Annotated in this window: 24 protein-coding genes; 12 read left to right on the top strand and 12 right to left on the bottom strand. The window is 69.6% G+C overall.

What is annotated here, in order from left to right; genetic code table 11:
- Positions 1-71 precede the first annotated feature (71 nt).
- The 5 genes from ACEN9N_RS22840 to ACEN9N_RS22820 form a co-directional block, all read right to left on the bottom strand.
- Positions 72-644, bottom strand: a complete 573-nt coding sequence (locus ACEN9N_RS22840) for a dual specificity protein phosphatase family protein (RefSeq protein WP_495654588.1) — start codon at positions 642-644, stop codon at positions 72-74.
- Positions 641-1,144, bottom strand: a complete 504-nt coding sequence (locus ACEN9N_RS22835; protein WP_413315249.1) for a hypothetical protein — start codon at positions 1,142-1,144, stop codon at positions 641-643. Before ACEN9N_RS22835 ends, ACEN9N_RS22840 begins: the two co-directional genes overlap by 4 nt.
- The gene (locus tag ACEN9N_RS22830; RefSeq protein WP_495654587.1) at positions 1,141-2,295 is read right to left on the bottom strand and encodes an MGDG synthase family glycosyltransferase; all 1,155 of its coding nucleotides are present in this window, start codon (positions 2,293-2,295) and stop codon (positions 1,141-1,143) included. The genes ACEN9N_RS22835 and ACEN9N_RS22830 overlap by 4 nt, the downstream gene beginning before the upstream one ends.
- A 90-nt stretch (positions 2,296-2,385) precedes the next feature.
- Positions 2,386-3,831, bottom strand: a complete 1,446-nt coding sequence (locus ACEN9N_RS22825; RefSeq protein ID WP_413315248.1) for a nicotinate phosphoribosyltransferase — start codon at positions 3,829-3,831, stop codon at positions 2,386-2,388.
- Between the two features lie 67 nt (positions 3,832-3,898).
- Positions 3,899-4,969 (bottom strand): bifunctional nicotinamide-nucleotide adenylyltransferase/Nudix hydroxylase, encoded by a 1,071-nt coding sequence (locus tag ACEN9N_RS22820; RefSeq protein ID WP_495654586.1) that lies wholly within the window; start codon positions 4,967-4,969, stop codon positions 3,899-3,901.
- Between the two features lie 83 nt (positions 4,970-5,052).
- Here ACEN9N_RS22820 and ACEN9N_RS22815 point away from each other — a divergent pair, with 83 nt between their 5' ends.
- The 5 genes from ACEN9N_RS22815 (at position 5,053) to ACEN9N_RS22795 (ending at position 9,611) form a co-directional block, all read left to right on the top strand.
- Positions 5,053-5,886: a pseudouridine synthase gene (locus tag ACEN9N_RS22815; RefSeq protein ID WP_007838072.1), complete on the top strand. Its 834-nt coding sequence runs from the start codon at positions 5,053-5,055 to the stop codon at positions 5,884-5,886.
- Positions 5,853-6,980, top strand: coding sequence for a winged helix DNA-binding domain-containing protein (locus tag ACEN9N_RS22810; RefSeq protein ID WP_495654585.1), 1,128 nt, complete (start codon positions 5,853-5,855; stop codon positions 6,978-6,980). The genes ACEN9N_RS22815 and ACEN9N_RS22810 overlap by 34 nt, the downstream gene beginning before the upstream one ends.
- 85 nt (positions 6,981-7,065) lie before the next feature.
- The gene (locus tag ACEN9N_RS22805; RefSeq protein WP_007838070.1) at positions 7,066-7,722 is read left to right on the top strand and encodes a response regulator; all 657 of its coding nucleotides are present in this window, start codon (positions 7,066-7,068) and stop codon (positions 7,720-7,722) included.
- A gap of 28 nt (positions 7,723-7,750) precedes the next feature.
- Positions 7,751-9,130, top strand: a complete 1,380-nt coding sequence (locus ACEN9N_RS22800) for a sensor histidine kinase (RefSeq protein ID WP_495654584.1) — start codon at positions 7,751-7,753, stop codon at positions 9,128-9,130.
- A gap of 142 nt (positions 9,131-9,272) precedes the next feature.
- A complete protein-coding gene (locus tag ACEN9N_RS22795) occupies positions 9,273-9,611 on the top strand; it encodes a hypothetical protein (protein ID WP_007838066.1) in 339 nt (112 codons plus the stop codon).
- 32 nt (positions 9,612-9,643) lie between these two features.
- Here the strand turns inward: ACEN9N_RS22795 and aqpZ are convergent, their stop codons facing one another.
- Both aqpZ and ACEN9N_RS22785 read right to left on the bottom strand, forming a co-directional pair.
- The gene (gene aqpZ / locus ACEN9N_RS22790; RefSeq protein ID WP_042674266.1) at positions 9,644-10,351 is read right to left on the bottom strand and encodes an aquaporin Z; all 708 of its coding nucleotides are present in this window, start codon (positions 10,349-10,351) and stop codon (positions 9,644-9,646) included.
- A gap of 183 nt (positions 10,352-10,534) precedes the next feature.
- Positions 10,535-11,548 carry a zinc-dependent alcohol dehydrogenase family protein gene (locus ACEN9N_RS22785; protein ID WP_478180380.1) on the bottom strand — a complete coding sequence of 338 codons (1,014 nt, stop codon included), beginning with the start codon at positions 11,546-11,548 and terminating at the stop codon, positions 10,535-10,537.
- 99 nt (positions 11,549-11,647) lie between these two features.
- On the opposite strand from ACEN9N_RS22785, the gene ACEN9N_RS22780 reads away from it, so the two are divergent.
- The 6 genes from ACEN9N_RS22780 to ACEN9N_RS22755 all read left to right on the top strand — a co-directional run bounded on the left by ACEN9N_RS22780 (position 11,648) and on the right by ACEN9N_RS22755 (position 19,230).
- Positions 11,648-12,562 carry a LysR family transcriptional regulator gene (locus ACEN9N_RS22780; RefSeq protein ID WP_495654583.1) on the top strand — a complete coding sequence of 305 codons (915 nt, stop codon included), beginning with the start codon at positions 11,648-11,650 and terminating at the stop codon, positions 12,560-12,562.
- 52 nt (positions 12,563-12,614) lie between these two features.
- Positions 12,615-13,649, top strand: a complete 1,035-nt coding sequence (locus ACEN9N_RS22775; RefSeq protein WP_495654582.1) for an ABC transporter substrate-binding protein — start codon at positions 12,615-12,617, stop codon at positions 13,647-13,649.
- 117 nt (positions 13,650-13,766) lie between these two features.
- Positions 13,767-15,803, top strand: coding sequence for a molecular chaperone HtpG (htpG, locus tag ACEN9N_RS22770; RefSeq protein WP_495654581.1), 2,037 nt, complete (start codon positions 13,767-13,769; stop codon positions 15,801-15,803).
- Complete coding sequence (locus ACEN9N_RS22765; RefSeq protein ID WP_495654580.1) at positions 15,800-16,357, top strand: hypothetical protein; 558 nt, start codon at positions 15,800-15,802, stop codon at positions 16,355-16,357. The genes htpG and ACEN9N_RS22765 overlap by 4 nt, the downstream gene beginning before the upstream one ends.
- Positions 16,358-16,434: 77 nt before the next feature.
- Complete coding sequence (locus ACEN9N_RS22760; protein ID WP_495654579.1) at positions 16,435-17,421, top strand: Bug family tripartite tricarboxylate transporter substrate binding protein; 987 nt, start codon at positions 16,435-16,437, stop codon at positions 17,419-17,421.
- A gap of 150 nt (positions 17,422-17,571) precedes the next feature.
- Positions 17,572-19,230 carry a hypothetical protein gene (locus tag ACEN9N_RS22755; RefSeq protein ID WP_495654578.1) on the top strand — a complete coding sequence of 553 codons (1,659 nt, stop codon included), beginning with the start codon at positions 17,572-17,574 and terminating at the stop codon, positions 19,228-19,230.
- Here ACEN9N_RS22755 and ACEN9N_RS22750 read toward each other — a convergent pair.
- The 4 genes from ACEN9N_RS22750 to ACEN9N_RS22735 are packed head-to-tail and all read right to left on the bottom strand — an operon-like array spanning position 19,220 to position 23,181.
- On the bottom strand, positions 19,220-20,341 hold the full coding sequence (locus tag ACEN9N_RS22750) for a glycosyltransferase family protein (protein WP_495654577.1): 1,122 nt from the start codon (positions 20,339-20,341) through the stop codon (positions 19,220-19,222). The two genes, ACEN9N_RS22755 and ACEN9N_RS22750, sit on opposite strands and share 11 nt — an antisense overlap.
- Before the next feature lie 3 nt (positions 20,342-20,344).
- A complete protein-coding gene (locus ACEN9N_RS22745) occupies positions 20,345-21,112 on the bottom strand; it encodes a hypothetical protein (RefSeq protein WP_007838046.1) in 768 nt (255 codons plus the stop codon).
- Positions 21,102-22,121, bottom strand: a complete 1,020-nt coding sequence (locus tag ACEN9N_RS22740; protein ID WP_495654576.1) for a hypothetical protein — start codon at positions 22,119-22,121, stop codon at positions 21,102-21,104. The genes ACEN9N_RS22745 and ACEN9N_RS22740 overlap by 11 nt, the downstream gene beginning before the upstream one ends.
- 34 nt (positions 22,122-22,155) lie before the next feature.
- Complete coding sequence (locus ACEN9N_RS22735; RefSeq protein WP_495654575.1) at positions 22,156-23,181, bottom strand: glycosyltransferase family 2 protein; 1,026 nt, start codon at positions 23,179-23,181, stop codon at positions 22,156-22,158.
- 97 nt (positions 23,182-23,278) lie between these two features.
- Between ACEN9N_RS22735 and ACEN9N_RS22730 the strand changes: the two genes are divergently transcribed.
- On the top strand, positions 23,279-24,625 hold the full coding sequence (locus ACEN9N_RS22730) for a UDP-glucose dehydrogenase family protein (RefSeq protein ID WP_495654574.1): 1,347 nt from the start codon (positions 23,279-23,281) through the stop codon (positions 24,623-24,625).
- Here the strand turns inward: ACEN9N_RS22730 and ACEN9N_RS22725 are convergent.
- Complete coding sequence (locus tag ACEN9N_RS22725) at positions 24,611-25,750, bottom strand: CaiB/BaiF CoA transferase family protein (RefSeq protein WP_413315234.1); 1,140 nt, start codon at positions 25,748-25,750, stop codon at positions 24,611-24,613. The two genes, ACEN9N_RS22730 and ACEN9N_RS22725, sit on opposite strands and share 15 nt — an antisense overlap.
- Between the last annotated feature and the right edge of the window lie 74 nt (positions 25,751-25,824).

Below are 25,824 nucleotides of genomic sequence, written 5' to 3'. Positions count from 1 at the left end.
GACGGTTCGCAGATGGCCTGTGGCCACGGGGCGGCCAGTATAGGAGCGCGGTGCGAAAGCTGCAGGCGCCTTCAGGACACCACGGGAACCACCGGCGCATGGGCCAGCGCGTGGCGCATCTTCACCGGGTCGAGCCGCTCGATATAGCGCGGAATGTTGCGCCACAGCGTGTGGTAGCCGTAGCCGCCGCGCAGCATTTCGTTGCGTGCGCTGTCCTTGTCCCAGTCCTGCACCGCCATGCGGTAGACCGCCGCGATCACGCCGGTGCGGTCGGCGCCGTGCATGCAGTGGATGAGCACCGGGCCATGCTTCCCGGCCTCGCGGATCGCCACCAGCGCGCGCAGCACCTTGGCGTCGTCGATGGACCAGGTGTTGATCGGCACGCGCACCAGCCGGATGCCGGTGCCCGCGAACACTTTCCTGTCGTCGTTGAAGGAGCGCAGGCTCACCACGGTGCGGATGCCCAGCGACTGCAGCGCCGCCATGTTGGCGCGCCGCGGCTGCGCGCTGCGGTAGAGCGTGGGCGTGATGCGGTGCAGGTTCTCGACCTGCAGTTCGTCCAGCGGGTCGGCCCAGTGGCCGGGGCGCGGGTCGGCGATGCCTTCTTCCGCTGTTGCTGCTGCTGTCCAGTGCTTCTTCGTCATTGCTTTTTCTTCTTCTCGCGCCGCCAGTGCCGCGTCCCCAGGATCAGCGCCGCCACCGCGAGCCCGCCCCAGTAGTCGACCGGTGCGCCCCACACCCAGTGCTTGTGCCAGAACGCATCCACCGCATTGAAGCGCGCCCAGCCGAAGGCCGGGTTGATGATGAACCACAGGAAGTCTTCGCACACCCAGAACACGATGAGCCCTGCCACCGCCAACCCGACGTCGCGCCACGTCCAGCGCCCGTTGAAGGCCAGCGGCGAGAAGAACACCAGCGCCATGAAGGTGAACACCCAGGCGTGGTAGCCCGTCATCGCGCGGCCGCCCCAGAAGAGATCGAGCCAGATGCTGTTCTCGATGCGCCAGGTCGGCAGCGAGGTGGCCCAGCCCGCGCCGCCTTCGATCTGGATCTCGGCGTTGGCGAAGAAGAAGGCCATGACAGCCACCCAGGCGAGATAGCCGAGCGTGCGGGCCACGCCCGTCTTTTCGGCGGCGCCGCTCACGCCGTCGTTCCCGCCGGCGCAGCCAGCACGTGCTGCAGCACCGTGCGCGCGGCCTGCGGTTTGCCCAGCGCCCGGCTGCGCGAGGCCATGTGCGCGAGCTTGGCGGGGTCGGCCATCAGGCGCGCCACCTTGTAGTCGAGCCCGATGGCGTCGTAGGCGAGCCAGGCCGCGCCTTCCTCCATCAGGAAGCCGGCGTTGTGTTCTTCCTGCCCCGGAATGGGGGAGATCAGCAGCATCGGCTTGCCGAGCGCCAGGCACTCGGACACCGTGAGGCCGCCGGGCTTGGTCACGACGAGGTCGGCCGCGGCCATCATCTTGTGCATCTCGTTGGTGAAGCCGATGGCCACCACGCGGCCCGGGTGGCGCCTGGCCAGGGCTTCGAGCTTGCCGTGCGCTTCCACGTTGCGGCCCGCCACGGCGATGACCTGGAAGTTGCCTTCGCCGCCGAGGCCGAGCACGCGCTCGACCATGCTCGCGAGGTCGCCGACCCCCGCGCCGCCAGACGCCATCAGCAGCACGGGCCGAGAAGGATCGAGGCCGAGTTCCGCCACGCAGGTGTGGCGTGCGAGCGCCGGCACATCGGGTTCGGAAAACGCCGGCATCACCGGAATGCCGGTGACGTGGATGCGGTCTGCAGGAATGCCGCGCGCGCGCAGGCGGAACGCCACCTCTTCCGTCGCGGCCAGGTAGCCGGCCATGCCCGGCACCAGCCACATGTTGTGCAGGTCGTAGTCGGTGATCTGCAGCCACACCGGGTAGTCGATGCGGCCGCGGTTGCGCTCGCGCATCAGCAGCTCGGCCGGCAGGAAGTGCGTGCAGACCACAGCATCGGGCTTCTCGCGGCGAATCTCCTTCACGAGCGCGCCGGTGCTCAGCCGTTCGATGCCGCGGCGCAGGCGTTGCGAGGGCGCGTGGTGCGGCGTGGTGTCGGTGCGCTGGTGCAGGTACGACCACAGCTCGGGTGCCCGGTTCACGAGCTGGATGTACCAGTCGGTGTAGACCTTGCGAAAGCCGCCGGCCACGTGGGCCATCGCATCGATGTGGACCGCAGTGCAGGGCGGGGCGAGGGTCTGGGCGGTGGCGGCAAGCGCCTGTGCTGCACGCACGTGGCCGTTGCCGGCGCTCACGCTGAGGATCAGGAGTTTGGTCATGAAATCCGGAAGTTGCGCGGATTATGGCGATGCCTTGTGGCACTCGCTGCGGTCTTCGGGGCCTGTGCATACGCCCCGAAAGACCGCGCCTCAGAGCGGCGCCCGAGAGGTAATGAACTGATTCACCCCAATGGCCGCCCGCTCCCGAACAGCCTCAAACGTAGTGCTCTCGACGATGCGACCGTTCTCGAACACCGTCTGCAGCAGATCGCTCTGCCCCGCCGAGAGCGCCTCTTCGCGCAATGTCTGCACCTCGCCGCGCGCGTTCTTCACCAGCGCGAGCCGTCCCTTCTTCGAGGCCTTGCCCACATCGCCCACCGGCGACTTGTACACGTCGCGCCACTCGCCGTTCACCTGCATGGCCGAGGACTTCATCGCCCACTGCATCGTGTCGCGGTTGACCTGCTGCAACAGCCCGCCGCCCATGCCGAAGGAGATGTTCTCCGTCGAGAAGCCGTTGTGGAAGAAGTTCGACAGGCACAGCCGCAGCGAGTCGAGGTTCACGCCATCGCCCTGGATGATGCGCACGTTGTTCAGCACGCGAAAGCCCTTGGCATTGGTCGTCGTGCCGAAGCGCTCGGCCAGGATCTGCGCCACCTTGAGCGTGGTCTCGGCCGGGTCGCCCGAGTCGGGCCGCACCACCAGCGTCGCGCCCGAAGCCACCACCTTCGCCTTCAGCTCGCCGCCCCAGATGCGCGCGCAGGCGTTGAAGATGTCGTAGCTGTCGCTCACCACCGCGAAGGTCGCGCCGGGCTTGCCGAACTGGTCGACCATGTTGCTGTACGCGTCGGCTTCGTGCTCCCGGCCCCAGCCCGTGATGGTGCTGTGTTCCGCGGCTGGAATCGAGAAGCCCGCCACGTCGCAGTCGTAATACCGGCGCGCGGCCACCAGCGCGGCCAGCGTGTCGGTGCCCATGAAATTCACCAGGTGGGCCATGCCGCCGAGCGCGGCCGATTCGAGGCTCGACACGCCGCGCGCGCCGAAATCGTGCAGCCTGAAGGCGATCTGCCCTTGCGGGTCGTCGCAGGTCGCTTCGAGGTACCGCAGCAGCGTGGTGCGCGCGGCGGCCGAGAGGGTTGCCACCGTGGTCGGATACCAGATGGCGCGCAGCAACTCGGTCTCGAGAAAGCTCGTGACCCAGAAGAACTCGGGGTCGGTGTTCTCGATGGTCGCGAGCACGTTGTGCACCGGCAGCACGCTGCCCTCGGGCACCGCGCGGATGCGCACCGGCATCAGCCCGCCATGCTTCTCGATCAGGCGCAGCCAGCCTTCGCGGTTGAAGGGCTCGCCGTGCACGGCCATGAGTGCTGCGGCTTCCTCCACGTCGGCCAGCGTCACGGGCGTCTGCAGGTATTCGCGCAGGTAGGCCTGCAGGCCGAAGAAGAGGGAGTGGCTGAAGATGCCGCCGCGCGATTCGATGTAGCTGTACACCGTCTGCGTGCCGGGCGGGTACTGCATCCAGTGCGACACCTTATAGGAGTCGGTGCGAAGCAGCAGGTTGTTGCCCAGGGGCGTGGAGGTGAGATTGCGGTTCATGTGTGAAAGCTCCTTTCACTGTGGCGCCCGTCAACCGGGGCCGTTCTTGCTGACAAAGCCTGGTCGTTCAGTTCTTGCCCAGGCCACCCAAAAAATGATTCGCGATGAAGAAGTGGTCTTCGTAGATGCGCTCCTGCATGTCGAGGAACTCGGCGATCGGCACCCAGCGCACCTCGGCCGCATCGTCGTCGGCGCGCACCTCCGACAGGCCCGTCCACTGGTTGTGCGCCAGCTCGAAGAAGAAGCCATGCGTGATGGTGCGCCCGCGCTGCGAGCGGTCGGGCGCGTCGAACACGTGGCTGGCCTTCATGCTGCCGTTGAGCACGGGCACGGGCACCTTGAGCCGGGTTTCTTCCTTCAGCTCGCGGATGGCCGCGTCCTGCAGGCGCTCGTGCTGGCCGACGAAGCCGCCGGGCAGCGCCCAGGTGCCCTTGCCGGGATGGAACTTGCGCTGCACGAGCAGAATGTGGCCGGCCTCGACCACGATCGCGTCGACCGTGGTGTAGATCGGCGGAAATCTGCTGCCCGCATAGCGGTACTTGTCGCGATAGTCGGCGAGGAACGCGCGCTCTTCGCAAAGCTCGGCGTAGTCGGCGGTGTTCGAGAACTGCTCGAGGAAGGCCGCGGTGCCGTCGGGCAGGTCGGCGCGTGCCAGCTGGCCGCGGTTCTCGGGGTCGAAGTAGAGGCTGCGCACGTCGGTGGCGTTGAGGCTCTCCACGCTGTTCTGGCCGGCGAATTCCCAGTGCGGGAAGAGCTTCAGGTAGTAGCTCGATGCGTCCTTCAGGTGGCCCACCAGTGCAACCCTGGCCTTGGCCGGCGCGTGGCCGTCCTGCGTGATGAGCCGCTCGACCGCCGACTGGATCGACGCGATCCAGATCTGGTCGTTGTAGGGCGAATCGCCCACGCCCACCACGCTCACGCGCATCTGCTCGGTGCCGCGCAGGCAGGCGCGCACCATGCGTTCGCGCTCGTCGAAGGTGAAGGGGTTCTTGACGCTGCGTGGCTTGCGGTCGGAGCCGACCACCACGATGACCCGATCGGCGGCGCGAAGGCCTTCTTCGATGAGTCGTTGATGTCCGAAATGGACGGGCTGGAAACGCCCGATGACGATGGCGTATTGAAACTTGCGTGTGCTCACTTGGGAATCCCCCAAAAAGGGCGCGATCAACTCGCGCTTGCGTTCAGGATAGCATCGGTGCCGCACATTGATCAAGCCTTCCGATGACCGAGCCCTCCACTTCCCCCACTGGTGCCGTGCGCCTCAACAAGCGCATGGCCGAACTGAAAATGTGCTCGCGCCGCGAGGCCGACGAATGGATCGCCAACGGCTGGGTGAAGGTCAACGGCAAGCCGGCCGAGATGGGCGTGAAGGTCGTGCCGTCCGACCGCATCGAGATCGACAAGGCGGCCAGGGGCCAGCAGGCCAACCAGGTCACCATCCTCATCAACAAGCCCATCGGCTACGTGAGCGGGCAGGCCGAAGACGGCCACGAGCCCGCGGTCACGCTGTTCACGCCGCAGAACCGCTGGGCCGACGACAACGCGCGCTTCTTCTTCAGCCCGCAGCAGCTGCGCGGCCTCGCGCCGTGCGGGCGGCTCGACATCGACTCCATCGGCCTGCTGGTCATGACGCAGGACGGCCGCATCGCGCGCCAGCTGATCGGCGAAGACTCGGTGATGGAGAAGGAATACCTCGTGCGCGTGGCCTACCACGGCCTGGGCCAGCCCGCGCCCACGGGCCAGCTGGTGCGCATGGACGACGACGATCCCGTCACCACCAACGTGCAGGCGGTCTTTCCACCGGCCATGCTGGCGAAGTTGCGCCACGGCCTGAGCCTCGACGGCCAGGCGCTGAAGCCGGCGCGGGTCGAATGGCAGAACCCCGAGCAGCTGCGCTTCGTGCTCACCGAAGGCAAGAAGCGGCAGATCCGCCGCATGTGCGAGCTGGTCGGCCTGAAGGTGGTGGGGCTGAAGCGCGTGCGCATCGGCAAGGTGATGCTTGGCAACCTGCCGCTGGGGCAATGGCGCTACCTCGGACCGCACGAGAAGTTCTGAGCCTGCGCGCGCTGAACCGCGCCACGCTGGCACGGCAGATGCTGCTGGCGCGGCGCAAGCTCACGGCGGTGCAGGCCGTCGAACGGCTTGCCGGGCTGCAGGCGCAGGCACCCAACCCGCCCTACATCGGCCTCTGGAGCCGGCTCGAAGGCTTCGAGCGCGAGCAGCTGACCGAGGCAATGCGCAGGCGCCGCATCGTGCGCATGTCGACGATGCGCTCCACCCTGCACCTGATGACCGCGCGCGATGCGCTGGCATGGCGTCCGCTGCTGGAGCCGGTGCATCAGCGCGGCCTGCTTGGCACCCACAAGCGCGCGCTCGAAGGCCTCGACCGCGAGGCGGTGGTGGCGGCGGCGCGCGCGCTGCTCGGCGAGAAACCGCACACCAGCGCCGAACTCGGCCAGGCCCTCGGCATGCGATGGAAGGGCTGCGAGACCGCCTCGCTCGCCGCGCTGATCCGCAACAACCTGCCGCTGGTGCACCTGCCGCCGGCCGGCAGCTGGAACTCGCACCAGAGTGCATTGCTGCAGCCCCTGGGCGACTGGCTGGGCAGCGTCGAGGCACCCCGGGCCACGCAGGACGATCTGCTGCTGCGCTACCTCGGCGCCTTTGGTCCCGCCACGCTGGCCGATGCTGGCGCATGGTCGGGCCTCACGGGCTGGAAGGCGGTGGCCGAGCGCCTGCGGCCGCAGCTGCGCGTGTTCGTCGGCGAAGGCGGGCAGGAGCTGTTCGACCTGCCCCGCGCGCCGCGCCCCGACCCCGACACGCCCGCGCCGCCGCGCCTCGTGGCCGAGTGGGACAGCCTGCTGCTTGCGCACGCCGACCGCAGCCGCGTGCTGAGCGAAGTGCACCGGGCCCGCGTGTTCACCGTCAACGGCATCGTGCGCGGCACGGTGCTGCTCGACGGGTTCGTGGCGGGTGTCTGGAAGATCGAGCGCGCGAAGAACACCGCGACCGTGGTGCTGGAGCCGTTCACGCGCTGGTCCAAGGCCGACCGTCTCGGTGTGGAGGAAGAGGCCCTGGAGCTGCTGGCCTTCACCTCCGACGGCGAGGGCGAACACCATGCCGTGCGCGGGCCCTTAAGACCCACGTAACTCTGCGCCACTACGCTGCGCCACGGCGCAGGCTCTTCCGATCATCCCGGTCGCGTGCTACCTTGCGGCCGAAGGAGTTGCCGCGATGCGCGTGCTGTTGGTGGAAGACGATGAAATGATCGGGCGCAGCCTGAAGCAGGCGCTCGAGGGCGCGGGCTGGTCCGCGGACTGGGTGCGCGACGGCGAACTGGCGCAGAGCGCGCTCGGCGACGGCGGCTACACCTGCGTGCTGCTCGACCTCGGGCTGCCGAAGCACGACGGCACCGAAGTGCTGCGCCGCGCGCGCGAACGCGGCGACGCCACCCCGGTGCTGGTGCTCACGGCGCGCGACGGCCTCGATGACCGCATCCACAGCCTCGACCTCGGCGCCGACGACTACCTGCTCAAGCCCTTCGAGTTCCGCGAGCTGCTCGCGCGCATGCGCGCCGTGGTGCGGCGCCGCGACGGCGCGGCGCATTCGCTGGTCGGCAGCGGTGCATTGCAGCTCGACCTCACCACGCGCGAAGTGGTGGCCAACGGTGCGCGCGAGGCACTCACCGCGCGCGAGTTCGCCCTGCTGCACGCGCTGCTGGAGCGGCCCGGCGCCATCCTTTCGCGCGAGCAGCTCGAGAACCGCATCTACGGCTGGGGCGAGGAAGTCACGAGCAACGCGATCGACGTGCTCATCCACGGCATGCGCCGCAAGCTCGGCGCCGAATCGATCCGCAACGTACGCGGGCTCGGCTGGCGCGTCGCCGCATGATGATGCTCGCCCCCAGGCTGCCCTGCCAATGAACGGAGCTTCGCGCGGCACCGGCCGCTGGTGGCGGCCGCGTTCGCTGCGCACGCAGCTGCTGCTGTGGCTCGTCACGCTGCATCTGGGTGCGGCGATGCTCACGGCCTGGTTCTCGTTCGTGGCCTACGGCAACCTCGTGCACAACGCGCTGGACGAACAGATGCGCCTCGTGGCCGAGTCGTACGCGGGCAGCGATCCGGCGAAGCTGCCGCGCCCGATGAACGGCGAGGCGGCCTTCTCGCGCGGCGCTTTCATCGTGCAGATCTGGAGCGCCGACGGCCACACGCTGCGCGCCACCTCATGGCCCGTGCTCGCGGTGCCCTTGCAGGCCCAGCCCGGCTTCGGCGACGTGAACACCGGTACGCACGCGAGTTCCGCCTGGCGCGTGTTCACCGCGCCGCCCGGCACGCGTGCCGACCAGCCGCGCGTGCAGGTGCTGCAGAACGAGGACTACCGCCGCCGCCGCGCCCTGCGCCGCGCGCTGCTCGAAGGCCTGCCGATCACGCTGCTGCTGCCGCTGGCGCTGCTGATCCTGTGGATCATCGTGTCGGCCGCCTCGCGCTCGCTGCGCGCGGTGGCGCGCGACGTGGCCTCGCAGGACGAACGCAGTCCCACCGAGCTCTCGCTGGCGCGCGTGCCTGACGAGATCGCGCCGCTGGTGGGTGCCTTCAACAACCTGCTGTCGCGCGTGCGCAGCGCCTTCGCCACGCAGCGGCGCTTCGTGCAGGACGCGGCCCACGAGCTGCGCACGCCGATGGCCGCCATCGGCCTGCAGATCGAGAACCTGCGCGCGCACGTGCCGGCCGGCGAGGCCACCGAGCGCTTCAACCAGCTCGAAGCCGGCGTCACGCGCGCGCAGCACCTGATCGAGCAGCTGCTGCACCTCTCGCGGCAGGACGCGCCGCAGGGCGGCGATGCGCGCGAGCGCGTCGACGTCGAGGTGCTGCTGCGCGAAAGCGTGAGCCAGCTGATGGTGCTGGCCGATGCGCGGCGCGTGGACATCGGCTTCGAGGGCAGCATCGCCGCGGTGGTGTTCGCGCCCGCGGCCGAGCTGCGCAGCGTGTTCGACAACCTTATCGACAACGCGCTGCGCTATGCGCCCGAAGGCGGCGTGGTCGACGTGAAGCTGCACGAGGCCGAAGGCCACGCGGTGGTCGACGTGCTGGACAACGGCCCGGGCATTCCGCCGGCCGCGATCGGCCGCGTGTTCGACCGTTTCTTCCGCGTGCCGGGTGCCGTGGCAGGCGGCAGCGGGCTGGGGCTCGCGATCGCGCGCACGGCGGCCGAGCGGCACGGCCTGCGCATCGAGCTGTGCAATCGCGCCGATGGGCCGGGGCTGATGGCGCGCGTGCATCTGCCCTCGGCGGCGGCGTAGCGGGCAGCGCACCGCTCACGCGCCGCTAACACATCGCTCACCTGCGCCTCAGTCTGGCTGCCTAGAGTGCGTTCAGGTCCTGCCACGCGCAGTTCGCGCGTGCCGGGTGACCGGAGACAACCTGTCCTCAGGAGAGCAAGTCATGCGCATTTCTTTCAAGCTACTCGCCGTCGGTTCCTTCGCTGCGCTGGCCGCGATGGGCGCCGTCACCGCATCGGCCGAGACCACCGATGGCTCGGACTTCCATCCGCTGCAAATGAATTCGCCAGAGAATCCCGAAGTCCAGTCCGGCGCGATGGCCGCGGCCCGTCCGAGCGGCACCGAAGCCGTCGGCCAGTCGACCAGCGCACCCGCCATGAACTCGACGCTGCCGGTGGCCGACGTCCAGGCCGGCGCCTATGCGGCGTCGCATGCGACCGGCACCGAGCCGATCGGGCAGTCGACCTCGCTGCCGATGGTGAAGTCGGGCAGCGGCAGCTGAAGTAGAAGCTGCACCGCCGCCACTGACGACGATCAGTCGTCGTTGCCGCTGCTGAGCAGTGCGCGGTAGATCACTGCGCCGATGATGGCGCCCGCGATGGGTGCCGCCCAGAACAGCCACAGTTCCGACACGGCATAGGACGGACCGAACAGGGCCGGCCCCGTACTGCGTGCCGGATTGACCGAGGTGTTGGTCACCGGGATCGAAATCAGGTGGATCAGTGTGAGGCACAGGCCGATGGCCAGGCCCGCGAAGCCGCCGGCCGCGCGCCGGGCGGTGGACCCGAGGATCACGATCAGGAACACGGCCGTCATCACCACTTCGCACAGCAGCGCGGCCGTCATGCCGTACTTGCCTGGCGAGTGTTCGCCAAAACCGTTGGTGGCGAAGCCGCCGATGTCCGCGCCCGGCTTGCCCGTGGCGATGAGATAGAGCACGCCGGCCGCCGCGATGGCGCCGAGCACCTGCGCCACGATGTAGCCCGCGAGCTGCGAGGCCTTGAAGCGGCCCGCAGCCGCGAGGCCGATCGACACCGCCGGGTTGAAGTGCCCCCCCGAGATCGGGCCCAGTGCATAGGCCCCCGTCACCACCGTGAGGCCGAAGGCAAGAGAGACTCCGAGCAGGCCGATGCCGACACCCGGGAAGGCCGCGGCCAGAACTGCGCTTCCGCAGCCTCCGAGCGTGAGCCAGAAAGTACCAATGAACTCCGCGGACCATTTTTTGTAGGTACTGTGTTCCATAAATTCCATTCTTAAGTTGCGAAAACGCGAGGGCGCGAGCCCAGGCGCGGGCGGATTCTAGGAACGGCCGGAGGGGGCGTCGAGCACGTCTTTTGCACTAGTGCGACCTATTCACGGATGGCTCGGTTTTTGTGCAATTGCGCGATCGCGTTGCGTTTTCGAAAGGCCTTGTCTTCAAGGCGTTCAGAGCGTTACGACGACCTTTCCGAACGCTCCGCGTTCGAGGTGATCGAGCGCAGCGGGCAGAGCGTCGAATCCGTACCGCGCAGCGATCACCGGCTTGAGTGCATTCGCGTCGACGGCGCGCACCAGGTCCTCCAGCGCGCGCCGGTGGCCCACGCCGATGCCCTGCACCGTCACGCGGCCCAGCACCATTGCGTAGAAGGAAGCGCCCAGCGTCTCGCCGCCGAGCATGCCGATGATCGACACGCGCCCGCCCTGCTTCACGGCCTGCAGCGAGCGGTCGAGGTTGGGGCCGCTCGCGAGTTCGAGCACGTGATCTGCGCCGCGCCCGCGGGTGAGCCGGCGCACTTCGGCGGGCCACTCGCCATCGTCGCGCGCCAGCACGTGCGTGGCACCGAGTGCGAGCGCCTGTGCGCGCTTGTCCTCGCTGCCCGTGACCACGATGGCTTGCGCGCCATGCAGCCGCGCGAGCTGCAGTCCGAACAGCGCGACACCGCCGGTGCCGTGGATCAACACGGTCTCGCCGGCGCGCAGCCCACCGGTCTCGGCCAGTGCGAACCACGCTGTGAGGCCCGCGCACGGCAGCGTGCTCGCTTCGGACAGGCTCAGCGTGGTGGGTGCGGCCACGGCCCAGGCCGCGTCGATCAGCACATGCGACGCCAGCATGCCCGGGCCGGGGCCGCCCAACAGCGTGGTGTCGGCGTGCCAGTGGCTGTCGATCCAGCCGCCCCAGAAGGTGTTGACCACGCGGTCGCCCACGGCGAAACGGGTCACGCCGGGGCCGGCGGCCACCACGGTGCCGGCCATGTCGGAGCCGGGTGTGAAGGGAAGGTCGAGCGACATGCCCATGCCGTCGCGAATCATCAGCAGGTCGCGGTAGTTGAGTGCAACCGCACCGACCTTCACCAGGATCTGGCCCGGGCCCGGCGTGGGCATCGGCGCTTCGGCTTGTGCGAGGTGAGTGCGGCCCAGCCGGGGCAGTTGCCAGCGGCGCAGGGTGTCGGGTTCTTGCATTGAAAGGCTCCACGAATGACAGGAAGCCGCCATGCTATTGAGGATGCGAGGTATCCGGTGGTGGATAATTTTCTCTTCACTGGTGCTTGAAAGTATCCAATGGGACAGCGTCTCCAAGGCATCGAAGAGTTCGTCGCAGCGGTCGAGGCCGGCAGCTTCGCGCTGGCGGCGCAGCGCCTGCATGTCACCCGCTCGGCGGTCGCCAAGAGCATCGCGCGCCTCGAGGCGCGGCTGAACACGCGGCTGTTTCTGCGCACCACGCGCAGCCAGAGCCTCACCGAGGAAGGTCACGGCTACTACGAGCGCTGCCGGCGCGTGCTGGACGAACTCGATGCGGCGCAAGCGCTGACCGATGTGGCGCGCAGCACCGCGACCGGCGTCGTGCGGATCAGCATGCCGGCGATGCTCGGCCGGCTCAAGGTCGGCCCGTTGCTGCTGGCACTGGCGCGGCAACATCCGCAGCTGTCGCTCGAACTCGCGTTCAACGACCGGCGCGTGGACCTCGTGGAAGAGGGGCTCGACCTCGCGATCCGCAGCGGCGAACTGGCCGACAGCGCGGAGCTGGTCGCGCGGCCGGTGGGCACGCAGTGGATGGCACTGTGCGCCGCGCCGGCCGACCTGGCCGAGCGCGGGCGCCCCGCGAACATCGGCGACCTGATGAAGGAACCGCACGAGGCCGTGCTCTATGCGCGCGACGGGCTGGTCTCGTCCTGGCGCTTCCACGATGCCGGGGGCCGGCTCGTCGACCTGACGCCGCCGTCGCGGCTGCGCTGCGACAGCGCCGAAGTGCTGCTCGAGGCCGCCGTCGGCGGCATGGGCCTTGCACGACTGCCGGCCTGGCTCGCGGCCGATGCGCTCGCGGCCGGCACGCTGGTGCGCGTGTTCGACGAGCCGCAGCCCTTCGGCTTCGCGCTGCACGTGATCCGCTCGCGCAGCCGCTACCTGCCGCTGAAGACGCGCGTGGTGACCGACTGGCTGGCCGAGCACCTGCTGCCGCTGCTGGCCGCGCGCTGAACGCCCGCGGGCGCTATCCTGCGCCTTCGAAGAACCACGAGGAGACCCGCGCATGCACCCCATCCGACACATTGCCGCTGCCGCATGCGTTGCGGCAACGGCCCTCCTGGGCGCACCGAACGCCGCGGCGCAGGGCACCGTCAACGCGCTGTGCAGCACCGACGCCGGCTGGTGCGAGGCGGCCGCCACCGCCTTCACGCGCGAGACCGGGATCAAGGTGCAGCAGGCGCACAAGGGCACCGGCGAGATCGGCGCGCAACTGCGCGCGGAAGCCGCCAACCCCAAGACCGACATCTGGTGGGGCGGCACCGGCGACCCGTTCCTGCAGGCGGCCGAGCAGGGCCTGCTCGAACCCTATCGCCCGGCCTACATCAACGACCTGCACGACTGGGCGGTGCGGCAGTACGCGCTGTCGCAGAACATGGTGGGCGGCTTCTACACGAGCGCCATCGGCTTCGGCTTCAACACCGACCTGCTGAAGAAAAAGAAGCTGCGCGAGCCGAGGTGCTGGGCCGATCTGGTCAGGCCCGAGTACAAGGGCGAGATCGAGATCTCGCACCCGGCCTCCAGCGGCACGGCCTACACCATCATTGCGGGCCTGGTGCAGCAGATGGGCGAGGACGCGGCCTTCGAGTACCTGAAGAAGCTGCATCGCAACATCACCAGCTATACCCGCAGCGGGCAGGCGCAGGCGCCCAACGTGGCCAAGGGGGAAGTGGCCATCGGCGTGAGCTTCATCTTCGGCTTCGAGCGCTGGCGCTACGACAAATTTCCCGTGAAGACCGCCGCGCCCTGCGAAGGCACGGGCTACGAGGTCGGCGGCATCGCGCTCGTGAAGGGCGCGCGCAATAAGGAGAACGCAAAGCGCTACTACGACTGGCTCATGAGCCCGGCGGGCCAGGCCATCGGTGGAACCGTCGGCAGCCTGCAGTCGCCGGCCAACAAGACCTTCAAGCCGGACCCCCGCATCCCCTCGATGGCCGACGTGAAGCTCATCAAGTACGACTTCGAGAAGTACGGAAAGGCGGCCGAGCGCAAGCGGCTGATCGACCGCTGGACGCGCGAAGTCGAGTCGCAGCCGCGGTAGGCCGTTCGCAGGAGCCTGTTGTTTTCCCGGACACAGGCCCCAGATCACGAATTTGGCGAGCCCGGCCCGATCCTGGCGGCTGGACTTAGAATTTTTTGTTCGATATCTTTTTTCCCCATGGCTGACTCCTCCAACACCAAACTCCCGTTCCAGGCCGAAGTCGCGCAACTGCTGCACCTCGTCACGCATGCGCTCTACTCGAACAAGGAAATCTTCCTGCGCGAGCTGATCTCGAACGCGTCGGACGCATGCGACAAGCTGCGCTTCGAGGCGCTCGACCATCCCGAGCTGTACGAAGACCAGCCCGAGCTCGACGTGCGCCTGTCGTTCGACAAGGCCGCGCGCACGCTCACGATCACCGACAAGGGCATCGGCCTGTCGCGCCAGGAGGCCATCGACAACCTTGGCACCATCGCCAAGAGCGGCACCAAGGACTTCATGAGCCGCCTGAGCGGCGACCAGAAGGCCGATGCGCAGTTGATCGGCCAGTTCGGCGTGGGCTTCTACTCGGGCTTCATCGTGGCCGACAAGATCACGGTCGAATCGCGCCGCGCGGGCCTGCCGGCCGACCAGGGCGTGCGCTGGGCCAGCGGCGGCGCCGGCGACTTCGAGGTGGCCGACATCACGCGCGCCGCGCGCGGCACCAGCATCACGCTGCATCTGCGCGACGACGCCGACGAATACCTCAACGCCTGGAAGATCAAGCAGATCGTCGGCAAGTACTCCGACCACATCTCCCTGCCCATCCTGATGGAAAAGGAGGAGTGGAAAGAGGGCGAGAACGACCAGCCCGGCGACATGGTGAAGACCGGCGAGTGGGAAACCGTCAACAAGGCCAACGCCCTGTGGAGCCGCCCCAAGAAGGACATCACCGCCGAGCAGTACGAGGAGTTCTACAAGAGCATCAGCCACGACTACGAGGCACCGCTCGCCTGGAGCCACAACCGCGTGGAAGGCAGCACCGAGTACACGCAGCTGCTCTACATTCCGGCCAAGGCCCCGTTCGACCTCTGGAACCGCGAGAAGAGCGCGGGCGTGAAGCTCTACGTGAAGCGCGTCTTCATCATGGACGACGCCGAGGCGCTGATGCCCAGCTACCTGCGCTTCGTGAAGGGCGTGATCGACTCGGCCGACCTGCCGCTCAACGTGAGCCGCGAGCTGCTGCAGGAAAGCCGCGACGTGAAGGCGATCCGCGAAGGCAGCACCAAGCGCGTGCTCGGCATGCTGGAAGACCTGGCGAAGAAGCAGAAGACCGCGCCCGAGAGCGGCGAGGGCAGGATCGACGTGGGCTCGGGCGAATCGGTGCCCGCGCCCGAGCCGACCGAGGCAGTGACCGACGTGGTCGACAAGAACGCGCCGACCGCCGCTGAGGCCGCCGTTGCGGCCGCCGACGAATCGGGCAAGTACGCCAAGTTCTACGCCGAGTTCGGCGCCGTGCTCAAGGAAGGCCTGGGCGAAGACTTCGGCAACCGCGACCGCATCGCCAAGCTGCTGCGCTATGCCTCCACCACCACCGATGCGGTGAGCGTGAGCTTCGCCGACTACAAGGCGCGCATGAAGGAAGGCCAGGACGCGATCTACTACATCACGGCCGACACGCTCGCCGCCGCGAAGAACAGCCCGCAGCTCGAGGTCTTCAAGAAGAAGGGCATCGAGGTGCTGCTCATGACCGATCGCGTCGATGAATGGGCGCTGAACTACCTCAACGAATTCGACGGCACGCCGCTGCAGAGCGTGGCCAAGGGCGCGGTCGACCTCGGCAAGCTGCAGGACGAGTCCGAGAAGAAGGCCGCCGAGGAAGCCGCCGAGTCGTTCAAGCCCATGCTCGAGAAGCTCAAGGAAGCCCTCAAGGACAAGGCCGAGGACGTTCGCGTGACCACGCGACTGGTCGACTCGCCCGCCTGCCTCGTGGTGCAGGACGGCGGCATGAGCACGCAGCTCGCGCGCATGCTCAAGCAGGCCGGCCAGCCCGCGCCCGAGTTGAAGCCGGTGCTCGAAGTGAACGCCGAGCATCCGCTGGTGAAGAAGCTCGAAGGCTCCTCGCACTTCGACGACCTCGCGAACATCCTGTTCGACCAGGCGCTGCTCGCTGAAGGCGGGCTGCCGGCCGATCCTGCCGCGTACGTGAGGCGCGTCAACGCGCTGCTGGTGTGAACACCCGGCCGCGCGTCCTTCGCGCAGCGGCGGTCGTTCCGGCCGCGCTGCTCTTGCTTCTGACGGGCGGCTGTTCGCACTATCACATCGGCATTCCGCTGGTGCCCGGGCTCTCGCTCGGGCTGGGCGCCACCAAGGACGGCAATTTCTCGGTGGGGCTCAACACCGGCTTCGGTCCGCTCGGCGCCGGCGTGGCCGTCAACAACGGCGGGCAGGTGTCGGGCTCGGCCGGCGTGGGCGTCGGGGTGGGGCCGGTGGGCGCGGGGGTCAGCAAGGGCACGGTGCTCTACGACCCCAAGGCGGCGCCGGCGGGCACCGTGGCGCCGGGCGCGGTGGCCGCCGCACCGGCTCCTGCACCCGCCCAGCCCGTCCAGCCCGTGCCGTCGATCGCGTCCGCTGCACCCGCCACGGCGGCCAGGGCGCCTCTCGTCAAGATCGCACGGCCGCCGCCGGAGCCCCAGGCGCCGGCCGTGAACGTCACCTACCGCACGCCGGTCGCTGCGCCAGGCTCGCTGCGCGAAGCAGGCACGCCCGGCAATCCCGTCGCCCCCTGAGGCGCGGCGCGGCAAGGCCTCGAGACCAGCAGGGCCGCCCGAACCCGGCCTAACATCGAGCCGGAGACGCCCCGCCCATGACTCGCCGCCCGCTGCTGCTGCATTTCCTGGCCGTGGCCGCCCTTGCGGCGGCGGCGCTGCCCCGCGCGGCGCAGGCGCAGTCGGCCTATCCCGCCAAGCCCATCCGTTGGATCGTTCCGTACCCCGCCGGGGCCGGGGCCGACATCGTCGCGCGCACCATCGGCACCCAGCTCGCCATCGACGCGGGCCAGCCGGTGACCATCGAGAACCGCGCGGGCGGCAACACCGCGCTTGGCGCTGTCGAGGCCGCGCGCGCGCCGGCCGACGGCTACACGCTGCTGTCGGCCGACAACGGCACGCTGGTGTTCAACCCGGCGCTGTACCGCAACCTCAGCTACAACCCTTCGCGCGACTTTGCGCCCGTCACGCTGCTGGGGCGGCTGCCGATGGTGCTGCTGGTCGGCCCGTCCAGCGGCGTGAAGGACGCGCGGGCCTTCATCGACGATGCACGGGCCTTTCCCGGCAAGGTCAGCTTCGCCTCGGCCGGCACCGGCAGCCCGCAGCACCTTGCGATGGAGCTGCTCGAGCGGCAGGCCGGGCTGCAGATGGTGCACGTGCCCTACCGCGGTACCGCGCCTGCGCTGGCCGACGTGGCCGGCGGCCAGCTGCCGGTGATGATGTGCGACCTGGCCGCGTCACGCCGCTTCATCCAGAGCGGCAAGCTGCGCGCGCTCGCGGTGGCGCATCCCACGCGCCTCGCGCAACTGCCCGGCGTGCCGACTTTTGCCGAGCTTGGCATGCCGCGGGTGGAGGCCGCCGCGCTCATGGGGCTGGTAGTGCCGGCCAATACGCCGGGCGAGATCGTGGCGCGGCTGCAGCGATCGGTGGCCAGCGCCATCCACAATCCCTCCGTGCAGCGCAAGCTCGCCGAGTTCGGCGTCGAGCCCGTGGGCGACGCACCCGCGCAGTTCGCGGCGCTGCTGCAGGGAGAGTCGGCGCGCTGGCATCCGTTGATCCGCGACCTCAACCTGTCGCTGGACTGAAGCCTGCAAGGCTTGCTCTTTACGCCAGCTTTGCGCAGGCGCGGCACCTTTCTCACGGCGGGCTAAGAGTCGCTGCCTAGATTGGTGCATCGCACAGAAAAAGGTCGGCGAGACGGCTTGCAAAAGGGCAGGCCGGTCCTCCCGAGGCCCATGACCACTCGCCGGTTCCATCAAGTCATTCTTGCGGACGACTTCTTCCGCTCTCCTGCCAACGGGCTTCAGCACCACGCGGCCAACCGGCGCTTCCTGCGGGGCTTTTTCGACACCGCGCTGGGCCGGCTGGGCCTGCCGGTGCGCGAGATCGCGCCGCTGTCCGACGGCGGCGATATCGACGTCGCGCGCCTCATGAAGAGGCTGGAACTTCCCTGCACCCCGGCCGGCTGGGCGCGCGCCTGCATCGCCGACCTGCTGCCGCTGGCCGGGCGCGAAGGCCTGCCGATGCTCGAACCCGGTTGCCTCGTGATCGGCTGGGGCCTCACGCCCGCGCTGCAGCACTTCATCGACGGCAGCGGTGCGAGCTACCTCGACATCGAGATCGATCCGCGCCGCTTCACGGAGCACCTGCACTTCTGCGCGCGCACCAACGACCCGGCCATCGAGGCAGCGCTGCGGGCGCTCCGCGTGGACGAAGAGCTGTTCTGGAACCACGCGAGCGCGCTCCAGGGCCGCTTCGCGCGCCACGGCATGGCTTCGCTGTTCGATGCGCGCCTGCGCGTGGGGCTGTTCTTCGGCCAGAGCCTGGTCGACCTGTCACTGGTCAGCGGCGGGCGCACCATGCATCCGGCCGGCGTGATCGCGCCGCTGCGCGAACTGGCGAGCGGCGTGGACCTGCTGGTCATCAAGCCGCACCCTTACGAGCCCGCACTGCACGATCTGGCGCCCATCGCGCGCGCCATTCCCAACGTGGCGTGGACGCAGGGGAACACCTACGCGCTGCTGTCGGCGGCCAACGTGCACTTCGCCGCCAGCCTGTCGTCGAGCGTGCTGACTGAGGCGCGCTACTTCCGCAAGCCCGCCCACGCGCTGATCTGCGCCGACCGCAGCGCGGCCGCATTGCTGCCCGCAGCCTGCTCGGACTGGATGCCGGTGGGCGCCGCGCTGGGGTCGATGGACTTCATGGCGGCGGCTTGCGGCATGAGCGGCGTCAACGGCGATGCCGCGCCGAAGCTCTTCCCGGCCTGGCCGGCGGCGGCGATCGATCGCGCCTTCCTGCTGCGCTGGGGCCTCGACGACCAGGCCCACGGCCTGCCGGAAGTGGCCGGGCTGCAGCCGGGCCGCCCCTATCTGTTCCACCCCGGCAGCCCCGCGACGAGCTGGCTGAGCTACGGCTGGTCGGGTTTCGATGGCGAGGGCGCGCGCAGCGAGGGAGAACTGGCCTGCCTCGTCGTGCCGCTGCCCGCACTGACGCACCCGCAGCCGCACCGCGTCGAGGTGCGCATCGATTACCGCAGCAATGCCAAGGCCACCGGTGTTCACGCCATGTTCGACGGCGTGGTGCTGCCCGGCCAGCGCGTCACGGGCGCGCGGCGGCGCAGCTTGGTGTTCGAGATCCACCCGGTAGCGGGGCGCAAGTGCCTGGTGCTGCAATTCGTCGTCGCCGGCACCGGGCTCGGCGGCAGCGCGCGCCGGGGCGCAGTGCGGCCGGCCTTCACGCTCAGGAAGCTGCAGGTGTCGCTGCGCATGGGCCGGGGCGTGATCTCGGCACCGCCGCAGGCCAGGCCCGCACGGTGGTCCGAGATGTCCCCGGTGCGCGCGATGACGCGTGCATTCCGCGCGCTGGTCGATTCGGCGCGCGGGGTCACCGGGTAGCCGGCGCGGCCGCCAGGCGCAACAGCAGCGCGACCCAATGCTGCAGCCGGTCGATGGCCGCCTGGCGACCCTCGACGGCATGCGATGCATCCGTCGGAGTGGCGCGCAGCTCGCTGGCCGCAGCAGCCACGGCCCGCGCGAACTTCGGGGCATCGCCGCGCCACACCACCACGCGGTGCGCCAGGCCGAGTTGTGCCGCGCGGCCCGCGTTGATCGCCTGCTCGGGCTGGTCGGTCAGCAGCAGCAGGATCGGCTTGCGGTAGACCGCCGCGATGGACAGCGCCGCCATGCCTGGCGCAGAGACGATGAAGGCGCTGTGCGCGGCCGCCTCGATCCAGCGCTCGTCGCGCGCATGCCAGTGCGGCCGGTGGGCGTAGCCTTCGCCGACGAAGTGCGCGGGCAGGCCCGCGTCGGCGAGGCCCTGTTCGAGGCCGTCGGCCAATGCCGGGTCCCTGAAATGCGGGTTGAGGTACACGGCGGCGGCATGCTCCGCGGCATCGCTCCGGTCCACGGCGTCCACCACCGCGACGGGTGTGGCCAGCCGGTGGCGGCCATGCCCGTCGTGCTGCGGCTCGCCGTACGCGAAGTCGTGCTCGATGCGCGCGAGGCTGCGGTCGATCTGCCACGCCACGATGCCGCCGAACAGCTTCGCGACGGCGTCCGGCATGCGGCCCTTGAAGTTGGTTTCGAGCGCGCGCCGCAGGCTGGCGCCGTACACGTGCACCACCTTGCGCCGCCAGAACGGCAGCCAGCCCATCAGCAGCAGCGCGGGGTGGAAAGAGTCGTTCACCACCAGGTCGGCATCGCGGAAATGCCCACGCAGCCGCCACACGTCGCGCAGCATGCGCTCGGGCCGGAACATGTAGTGCGCCACGTTGCGGTCGGTCTCGCGGCGCAGCATGTTCTGCTGCGCGTCGAACTGCACCGCATAGTGGTGCGAAAGCACCGGTGCATCGATGCCGAAGCCGGCGAGGAAGCGCGCGCCTTCGTCGGACGTGGTGAGCACCTGCACCTGCGCGCCGGCCGCGCGCAGCGCATGCGCAAGCAGCTGCGCGCGCATCAGGTGGCCGCGCGCGTCCGCGGTCGCGAGGTAGAGGATGCGCGGCGGCATCGCTCAGGCGTGGTGCCGGACGGGCCGCGCTGCGCCGGGGCGCAGCCGCAGCGCCATGCCGGCGAGCCACATGCCGGCCGCGCCGGTGATGCCGAAGCCGCGCTCGGTGTCGCGCACCTCGCGCATCAGCTGCACGAGCCGCGCCTGCTCGTGCGGCGCCACGCAGCGCTGCAGCGTGCGGCTGCACAGGCGGATGTGGCGATCCTCGTCGGCCAGCACGCGCGACAGCAGCGGGTGCAGCGCATGCTGCGAGCCGATCAGCGCGCAATGGCGCTGCAGGATGCGCGAAGCCATCTGCTCGGCCGCGAGGCCGATGGCATAGGCCGGCACCAGCCCGCCGTGCGCGAAGTGCGGTGCATGGCGGCGAATGAGCGCCTGCCAGCGCGCGAGCTTGCGGCGGCTGAACCAGTCGGGCTGCGGCGCCTCTTCGGGCGATGCGGCGGCCAGCGCACTGCCGCCGCGCTCGACGATGGCTTCGGCGAACAGGCGCGCATGCAATTGCTCGTCGGCCAGGTGCTGGTCGAGCTGGCGCACCAGCCACTCGGGCGGGGCGATGCGCAGCTCGCGCTGCAGCGCCTGCTCGGACGATTCCTCGCCCACGAGGTAGAAGCGCAGCAGCAGCATCTCGCCCGCGTTGCTCGCGTGCAGCTGGCGCAGCGCGGCGCGCTTGACGTGGTGCACGAGGCGCGCCTGCAGGGCGGGCCAGCCGCGCAACGAAGGCGGGGCGAGGCAATCGAAGCCGGGCGCGGCGCCGACCGGGTCAGCGGCCATTGGCCCCGGCCTTCGCGGGTTGTTGCCGCTGGTGCTGTTGCTGCCAGCCCAGCACCAGCCCGATGAAGCTGTCCTGCAGGAAGGCGCGCGCGGCGGCGTCGGCGCCTGCGAACTCGCGCTGCTGGCCGTCGTAGCGCACGTAGCCCTTGCCGTTGACAGCGCCGAGCACCAGCTTCTCGTTCTTGTGGAAGCCGCGCTGCAGCAGCGGCTGAAGCAGCGACTGCGATTCGAGCCCGTACAGGAACAGGTCGCGCTGCACCACCTGGCGCGGAATCTGGCCGCTCAGGGCCTGCAGCTCCAGTGTCCAGTTGCCCTGCTGCATGGCCTCGGCCAGCTCGCGTCCCTTGGCGCCCGGTGCGCGAAAGCGTGCGCGCGCCACCGACTTCGAGGCCTTGCCCAGGCCGAGGCCGATGGTGATGTCGGCATCCTTTGCGCCATCGGTGCGGTTGTCGTCGACCTGCACCAGCACGTTGGCCAGTCGCGCGGTCAGCGAAGGCCTGGCCAGCGCCGCGACGACCTGGTCGGCCGTGAGCACCACGCGCTCGGCGTTTTTCGCCTCGCTCACGACCACCTGATAGGGGTCGATCCTGATGTCGCTGAACTCGTCGCCGACGGGCGAGTGCGCATGGCTGCTCACCGACCAGTCGCTGCCCGAGCGGCTCAGCAGCGCATGGAAGGTCAGCGGCACGCGCTGGCCGTTGCGCGCCTGGCCCGAGCCCTGCAGCAGCACGTCGCCGACGATGGTCTTGCCGGCGTAGCTGCGGGTGTTGGTGAAGCGGATGGTGTGCGCGGCGCTGTCGAGCGCGGCGCGCGTGTCGGGGTCGTCGAGGGCGAGGCGGTTGCAGTCGTTGCCGGCGCCCGCGAGCGCGGCGAAGGGGCAGCCGGCTTCGGACCTGAAATTGAAGACGCCGCGGCCGGTGAAGTCGGCGGCGCTGGCAAGGGTGAAGGCGCCCGCGAGCGCGAGGCCCAGCGTCGCGCGGCGAACGGAAAGCGAAGAGAGGATGTGCATGGTCTTTGGTTGTTGTTCTTCTGGACAGCGGCGATCAGGGCCGGTGATACGAAAGCGCCTGCGCGTCGGCGTTGGTGCGGCCCGTGGTGTGCCAGCCGATGCCGCGCGCGAACGCGCCCAGCATATCGACGGCCGAGAAGCCGAGGATGAGTGCCACGCCCGCCAGCCAGCGCAGTCCGCGCAGCGGCGGCAGGTCTTGGTGGTTCAGCGCCTTCATGCTGAAACCCAGCCGCGTGAACAGCACGCACAGCGGCCCGATCGGCCCGCTCCTGGCGAGCCACTGCCAGCGCGGCGACACATAGCTGCGCAGCAGGTGCGGCGTGAGCGAGTACGTGTCCTGTCCGCGCATCCAGCGCAGCTTGAGCGCCTCGGCGCGCGTGTCGGGCAGGCGATGTTCGGTGTGGGCCGCCGCGGCGTAGTGGATGGGCACGCCCGCCGTCTTCAGCCGCATGCCCAGCACCTGGCAGTGCGCGCGGTACACGCCGTCGAGCGCCTGGTAGCTGTGCTCTTCGAACACTTCGCGGCGGAAGGCCACGTTGTTCGCGTAGAAGTTGCTCGTTGCGCCGGCGTGGCCGGCGTTGGGAAAGTACATGAAGTCGATGGTCGTGAGCGCGGTGCCCACCACGTTCGCGGCGTAGCTGGTGCGGCCGGCCACCACGGCGGGGGCATCGGCCCGGGTGAAGGGCAGCAGCATCTGCAGCAGCCAGTCGTCGTCGGGCAGGCAGTCAGCGTCGGCGAACACCACGTGCGTGCAGCGCTGCGCATCGGTGGCCGCGAAGCCGGCGTTCTTGGCGTCATAGTAGCCGGTGCTCGCGTCGATGCGCACGAAGTCGACCGGGCGGCCCGCGAGCGCGCTCACGGCCTCGCAGGTGGCGGGGCTCAGCCCGTCGTGCGTGATGACCACCTGAGCGAGCGCGCCGAGCGGCAGCTTCTGCTTCGCCAGCAGGGCGACCAGGCGTTGCAGGCTGCTGCCCGCCCTGGCTTCGGCATCGGGTCCGCCGCGCAGGTTGTTGGTCTCCAGCACCAGAGCGCATCGCGCAGCAACTTCATCGGGCATCATCGAATTTTCCTGTCCGGACATTTGTTTTGAAGGCTTGCATCCTGCTTTTATCTCACAACCGCGCCCTCCACCAGCGTCGGGCGCCGTGGGCCCGCCCATGAAGGTCAGCATCTTCGGCGCCGGCTACGTGGGCCTGGGCTTCGCCGCCTGCCTGGCCGAAGCGGGCCACGAGGTGCTCTGCGCGGACGCCGACCCGGCGCGCATCGAGGGCCTGCAGCGCGGCCTGATGCCGCTGCACGAGCCCGGTCTGGAGGCGCTGGTCGTCGCCGGCCTGGCCGCCGGAACACTGCGATTCACTGCCGGCGAGCGCGACGCCTGCCTGCACGGCGACGTGCTCTTCATCGTGGTGAACACGCCGGCCGATGCCGATGGGCGGGTCGACCTGCGGCACGTGATCGCGGTGGCGGCCGGCATCGGGCGGCACCGCGACCGAGAGGCGGTGGTCGTGTGCAAGTCGACCGCGCCCGTGGGCACGGCGGCGCAGGTCGAGGCCGTGCTGAACGGCGAGCTTTCGCGGCGCGGCGTTGCGCCTCGCATCGCGGTGGCCGTGAACCCGGAGTTCCTGCGCGAAGGTTCGGCCGTGCGCGACTGCCGGCGGCCGGACCGCGTGGTGATCGGCAGCGAAGACCCCTGGGCCGTCGACCTGCTGACCCGGCTCTACGCACCGTTCGTGCACGACCCCAGGCAGGTGCTCGTGATGGACCGCCGCTCGGCCGAACTGACCAAGTACGCGGCCAATGCGATGCTCGCCACCCGCATCAGCTTCATGAACGAGATGGCGCGCGTGGCCGAGCATGCGGGTGCCGACATCGAGATGGTGCGGCGTGGCATCGGCGCGGACCGCCGCATCGGGCCCGACTTCCTGCAGGCCGGCGTGGGCTATGGCGGCTCGTGCCTCGCGAAGGACGTGCGGGCGCTGACGCATGCGGCCGAACGCGACGGCCACGTGCTGCGCATCCTCTCGGCGGTCGAGGCGACGAACCACGCGCAGAAGGGCCGGTTGTTCGATCTGATGGTGCACCACTTCGAAGGCCGCATCGCCGGCAAGACCATCGCCGTGTGGGGCCTTGCCTTCAAGCCCGACACCGACGACATGCGCGACGCGCCCAGCCTCGTGCTGCTGGAGCGCCTGCGGGCGGCCGGCGCGGGCGTGCAGGCCTACGACCCGGCGGCGATGCCGAATGCGCGCAGCCTCGTCGGCGAGCGCGACGATGTGCGCTGGTGCGCCACGGCGCAGGAGGCGCTGAGCGGCGCCGACGTGCTGGCGCTCGTCACGGAGTGGCCGGAGTTCCGCCGGCCCGACTTCGCGCGCATTGCGAAGGAGCTGCGCACGCCGGCCATCTTCGACGGCCGGAATCTCTACGACGCGGCCGAGGCCGAGGCCGAAGCCGCGGGCATCGCGTACTACGGCATCGGCCGCGGGCGATCTTCACTGTTGCGTTGAATCGCCCAGGGGAAGGAACGCCTCGCCCGGCGTGAGCGGCGCATGCCGGTAGCTTGCCGGCGTGCGGCTCAGCTTGACCGGCGCGCCGATGCCGCGGTAGCCGCCGGGCATCTCGACCACCATCTCGCGGTGCAGCGTGTGCGGGTGCTGGAGCGCGGCATCGACCGGCAGCACCGGCGCGGCGGGCACGCCGGCGGCCATCAGCTGCTCGACGAGCGCGCGGCCGTCGAACACGGCCATAGCCGCTTCGAGCTGCTGCTTGAGTCCGTCGCGGTGCACCGAGCGCGCGCCGGCCGTGCGGTAGAGCGGATCGTCCGCCAGGTCGGGCAGGCCGATGCAGCGGCACAGGCTCGCGAACTGCCGGTCGTTGCCGACCGCGACGAACACGGGATCGGTGCCGGTGGCCAGCGCGTCGTAGGGATAGATGTTCGGATGCGCATTGCCGGTGCGGCGCGGCGCGGTGCCGTCCATGAACCAGTTGGCGGCGTGCGGATGCAGCAGCGAGAGGCCGCTGTCGTACAGCGCCGCCTCCACGAACTGGCCGCGTCCGCTGCGGTTGCGCTCCTGCAGCGCGAGCAGCACGCCGATCACCGCGTTGAGGCCCGTCACCATGTCGACCACGGGCAGGCCCACGCGCAGCGGACCGCCGTCGGCCTCGCCGTTGATGCTCATGATGCCGGTCATGGCCTGCACGGCGGCGTCGTAGCCCGGCAGCGCGCCCAGCGGGCCATCGGCGCCGAAGCCCGACACGCGGCACCACACCAGGCGGGGGAAGCGCTTCGACAGTGCTTCGTAGCCGATGCCCCAGCGCTCCATGGTGCCGGTCTTGAAGTTCTCGATCAGCACGTCGGCCTCGGCCACCAGAGCGAGCAGTGCGTCGCGGCCTTCTTCGGTCGAGAAGTCGAGGTGCTGCACGCGCTTGTTGCGGTTCAGGCCGTGGTAATACGAAGCCACGCCTTCCTTGAACGGCGGGCCCCAGGTGCGCGTGTCGTCGCCCTGCGGCGGCTCGACCTTGAGCACGTCGGCGCCGTGGTCGCCGAGGATCTGGCCGCAGTAGGGACCGCCGAGGATGCGGGAGATGTCGAGGACTCGGATGCCTGCGAGGGCGCCTAGGGCTTGTGTCATTTCTTGTTCCTTTTGTCTTGTCTTTCGGGGCGCGTGCACAGGCCGCCGGGTACTCCCCTGCGCGAATGTCCCCC

This window comes from Variovorax sp. Varisp46, from assembly GCF_059491885.1.
Note: the sequence above shows the minus strand (reverse complement) of the source record. Positions and strands in the feature narration are given on the sequence as shown.

What these genes read in the sequence shown, in the direction of transcription:
- ACEN9N_RS22735 (WP_495654575.1), bottom strand. Translation starts at nt 23,181, where the DNA reads ATGATGCCCGATGAAGTTGCTGCGCGATGCGCTCTGGTGCTGGAGACC.
- ACEN9N_RS22745 (WP_007838046.1), bottom strand. Translation starts at nt 21,112, where the DNA reads ATGGCCGCTGACCCGGTCGGCGCCGCGCCCGGCTTCGATTGCCTCGCC.
- ACEN9N_RS22740 (WP_495654576.1), bottom strand. Translation starts at nt 22,121, where the DNA reads ATGCACATCCTCTCTTCGCTTTCCGTTCGCCGCGCGACGCTGGGCCTC.
- ACEN9N_RS22830 (WP_495654587.1), bottom strand. Translation starts at nt 2,295, where the DNA reads ATGACCAAACTCCTGATCCTCAGCGTGAGCGCCGGCAACGGCCACGTG.
- ACEN9N_RS22755 (WP_495654578.1), top strand. Translation starts at nt 17,572, where the DNA reads ATGACCACTCGCCGGTTCCATCAAGTCATTCTTGCGGACGACTTCTTC.
- ACEN9N_RS22840 (WP_495654588.1), bottom strand. Translation starts at nt 644, where the DNA reads ATGACGAAGAAGCACTGGACAGCAGCAGCAACAGCGGAAGAAGGCATC.
- htpG (WP_495654581.1), top strand. Translation starts at nt 13,767, where the DNA reads ATGGCTGACTCCTCCAACACCAAACTCCCGTTCCAGGCCGAAGTCGCG.
- ACEN9N_RS22725 (WP_413315234.1), bottom strand. Translation starts at nt 25,750, where the DNA reads ATGACACAAGCCCTAGGCGCCCTCGCAGGCATCCGAGTCCTCGACATC.
- ACEN9N_RS22795 (WP_007838066.1), top strand. Translation starts at nt 9,273, where the DNA reads ATGCGCATTTCTTTCAAGCTACTCGCCGTCGGTTCCTTCGCTGCGCTG.
- ACEN9N_RS22760 (WP_495654579.1), top strand. Translation starts at nt 16,435, where the DNA reads ATGACTCGCCGCCCGCTGCTGCTGCATTTCCTGGCCGTGGCCGCCCTT.
- ACEN9N_RS22750 (WP_495654577.1), bottom strand. Translation starts at nt 20,341, where the DNA reads ATGCCGCCGCGCATCCTCTACCTCGCGACCGCGGACGCGCGCGGCCAC.
- ACEN9N_RS22815 (WP_007838072.1), top strand. Translation starts at nt 5,053, where the DNA reads ATGACCGAGCCCTCCACTTCCCCCACTGGTGCCGTGCGCCTCAACAAG.
- ACEN9N_RS22730 (WP_495654574.1), top strand. Translation starts at nt 23,279, where the DNA reads ATGAAGGTCAGCATCTTCGGCGCCGGCTACGTGGGCCTGGGCTTCGCC.
- ACEN9N_RS22785 (WP_478180380.1), bottom strand. Translation starts at nt 11,548, where the DNA reads ATGCAAGAACCCGACACCCTGCGCCGCTGGCAACTGCCCCGGCTGGGC.
- ACEN9N_RS22800 (WP_495654584.1), top strand. Translation starts at nt 7,751, where the DNA reads ATGAACGGAGCTTCGCGCGGCACCGGCCGCTGGTGGCGGCCGCGTTCG.
- ACEN9N_RS22805 (WP_007838070.1), top strand. Translation starts at nt 7,066, where the DNA reads ATGCGCGTGCTGTTGGTGGAAGACGATGAAATGATCGGGCGCAGCCTG.
- ACEN9N_RS22810 (WP_495654585.1), top strand. Translation starts at nt 5,853, where the DNA reads ATGGCGCTACCTCGGACCGCACGAGAAGTTCTGAGCCTGCGCGCGCTG.
- aqpZ (WP_042674266.1), bottom strand. Translation starts at nt 10,351, where the DNA reads ATGGAACACAGTACCTACAAAAAATGGTCCGCGGAGTTCATTGGTACT.
- ACEN9N_RS22825 (WP_413315248.1), bottom strand. Translation starts at nt 3,831, where the DNA reads ATGAACCGCAATCTCACCTCCACGCCCCTGGGCAACAACCTGCTGCTT.
- ACEN9N_RS22780 (WP_495654583.1), top strand. Translation starts at nt 11,648, where the DNA reads ATGGGACAGCGTCTCCAAGGCATCGAAGAGTTCGTCGCAGCGGTCGAG.
- ACEN9N_RS22775 (WP_495654582.1), top strand. Translation starts at nt 12,615, where the DNA reads ATGCACCCCATCCGACACATTGCCGCTGCCGCATGCGTTGCGGCAACG.